The sequence below is a fragment of the Microcystis sp. M53598_WE2 genome (assembly GCF_030067735.1).
GTDB lineage: Bacteria > Cyanobacteriota > Cyanobacteriia > Cyanobacteriales > Microcystaceae > Microcystis > Microcystis aeruginosa.
Genome location: NZ_JASJFE010000060.1, coordinates 1 through 2,190, shown reverse-complemented (window position 1 = coordinate 2,190; position 2,190 = coordinate 1). Strand labels below are relative to the sequence as shown.

1 protein-coding gene is annotated in these 2,190 nt (G+C 51.4%); it reads right to left on the bottom strand.

What is annotated here, in order from left to right:
* Window positions 1-2,147 (bottom strand): Calx-beta domain-containing protein (locus tag PX636_RS01430; protein WP_288115997.1); only part of this gene is annotated, 2,147 nt, incomplete at its 3' end.
* Between the last annotated feature and the right edge of the window lie 43 nt (window positions 2,148-2,190).

Here is a 2,190-nt window from a genome sequence, read left to right as displayed (position 1 = left end):
GTTTTAGTTGTGGTCGCCGCAAAGTTGAGGGTATCGATTCCAGAGGCATCAATTAGGCGATCGCTATTCAAGACCAGATCTGTGTCGAAGAGGTATGTGTCGTTATTGGCCCCACCATCGAGGGTGTCGTTGCCTGCTAAACCGCTAAGGGTGTCATTACCTCCCACTCCAGCTAGGGCATCGGCAAAGCTTGTCCCGACCAAGTTGTTATTAGCTGAGTTACCATCATTGTCAAGAATGGTGGCCGTAGCCGTGTCGGGTCCACTGATAGTGTAGCCGACGGGGGCGGTAATTTTGCTGATGATCGTTTCACTGGGATCACTCAAGAGGTCATCTTTGGTGGGCAGAGTGATGGTAGCAGTGGGGGAAAGTGCCGCAAAGGTGACGCTGCTGGGAGTAGTGCCTGTATAGTCAACACCTGGAGTCGCTGTCCCCCCCAGGGTGTAGTTGACGGTTAAGGCACTGGAGAGGTCGCCGGCGCGGGTGAGGGTAAAGACACTGCTCACGGAACCGGCTTCGTTACCATCGGTGGTCTTGGCGATCGAGATTGATTTTGTTCCGCTGCTAATACTACCAGTGATAGCGTACTGTCCCAAACTACCGTAGTCGGTATAACCCGTACCTAGAGGATCGCCCTTACCAACCCCATCCACCTTTAAGTAATAGGTGCCAGCGCCGACGGTGGCACTAATGGAAGCAGCTAGGAAATCCGCTGGGTTAGAGCTCGCCACCAGCACACCCGAAGCATTGTAGAGTTGCGCCAGAATGTCCAGATTCGGACTGCGACCAGAGGGGGTTACGGTCAAACTAATTGGCCCAGCCCCAGTGGTGAAGCTAAAGAAGTCCACATCGGTGTTACGCTCGATAATACCGCTGGAGCTTACCGCCGTTCCAGAGACGGTTAAAGCCTTGGCTGTCGCCAAAGTATTACCCGTGTCATCGACCCTGTAACCAAAGCCATTGTTGGTGGTAATAATAGCCAGGTCATCTTCGGTGTTATTGGCAGCCAGGTACTCCCCCTTACTCCACTGGGTCAGATTCTGATAGTAGCCAGATCCCATAATTGGCCCCCAACCCGTTTCCCCACTACCATGGCCGTCGTAGTACTCTTCGGAAGGAATGGTTCTGCCGTCGTGACTAAGTCCCAGGGTATGACCCACTTCATGGCTAATGGCATCAGCCGTGTACTTTTCATCCGACAAGGTTTGGGTGCTAAAAACAAAGGTGGGAGTATCACTATTCCAGTTGAAGGAGCCTACATAGGCAACACCGCCAGCACCCGCACCGAACCAGTCATAGCTGCTACCGCCAATGGCGACCCGGACACCCCAGGCCGTATCTGTAGTGCTGCTCTTAATCAAACGATCCAGGGTGGGTTCTTGGGTGGTGACGTTAACATTAAAGGGGCTAAAATCCTCGACGACTCGTTGCCAGATGTATTGAATGCGCTCCAGTTCAGAGGTACTGAAGGCAGCGGTATTACCATCTAGATCAAAGGCGGGAGTAACAATACTGCTCTTCCCAGAGTAAGTATTCCAAGCAGTACCTGTAGTGGTGTGGCCGTTAAAGTCAAGATAGATGGTGTGGTTAGCCCCGGGCAAGCTGTTTAGCGAAAAGGTCTTAGTCAGATCGAGGGCCGGTAGGGGCAATCCTTTGAGAGTTTCAGTTTCAGGGACAATCCGTCGAGGATCGACCGGAGGCAAGCTACATTGCGAACAGTTGCAAAGACCCGAAGCCTTTAAATCGCCCCCATGGAGACTACTAAACAACTGGGGGGAATGATCTTGACCAATCCACCCATCTCTGAACAGCTTGCTAACGTCATCCTGTTGATCATGAGTCGGCTGAGATGAGATCAGTGTTCTTGGAAAGGAATCAGCCAGTGTAAAGGTATTAGAGGCAAAGTTGCTCACCGCCGTCAGATCGTTGGCAGGGGAGGCTGAAACCGTAGGAGCCTCCGAGGAGACTATAGATGGGGAGGGGTTAGAGTTCAGGACTCCTAAGGGAGAAGTTTCCTTCGATACAGTTAAATCGTCGGAACCTGTTAAATCAAGGGTGATTGGGAAGGCTCCATCAAAACTCAAAAAATCGGCTAGAGATGACATATCTGTACTAGATAAATCGGAACTTACTTGTGTTGTCTTCATCACCAGGCACACCCCATTTTCCGAAAATTAATCGGTCAATTAC